The 345-nt window shown below is 49.9% G+C and carries 1 protein-coding gene; it reads right to left on the reverse strand.

The window, feature by feature from the left end; translation table 11 throughout:
* Positions 1–345 (reverse strand): ATP-binding cassette domain-containing protein (locus tag E5331_RS20150; RefSeq protein WP_136013301.1); only part of this gene is annotated, 345 nt, incomplete at both ends.

Genomic DNA, 345 nt, shown 5'->3' on the forward strand with positions numbered 1-345 from the left:
GTGCCGCCTCTCGCAGACGTTCCGGATCAATCTCATTGTCATCCACGGCAATGTTCCTCGCAATTGACTCGGAGAATATCACCCCGTCCTGCATCACCACTCCGCAGTGACGGCGCCACCATTTGAGGTTGTACTCGTTTATATTGCGTCCCGCTATCGAGATGCTTCCAGACATGACAGGATAGTAACCCAGCATGAGTTTTATCAACGTGGTTTTTCCGCTTCCGGATGCACCGACAATAGCTGTCACCTTCCCCTCCGGAATATCAAACGATATACCCTCCAGTGTATTCTTCAGTGCGTGAGGGTCATATTTGAAGTCAATGTTGTCCATCGCGATTGATT

Source organism: Lepagella muris, from assembly GCF_004793975.1.
GTDB classification, from domain to species: domain Bacteria; phylum Bacteroidota; class Bacteroidia; order Bacteroidales; family Muribaculaceae; genus Lepagella; species Lepagella muris.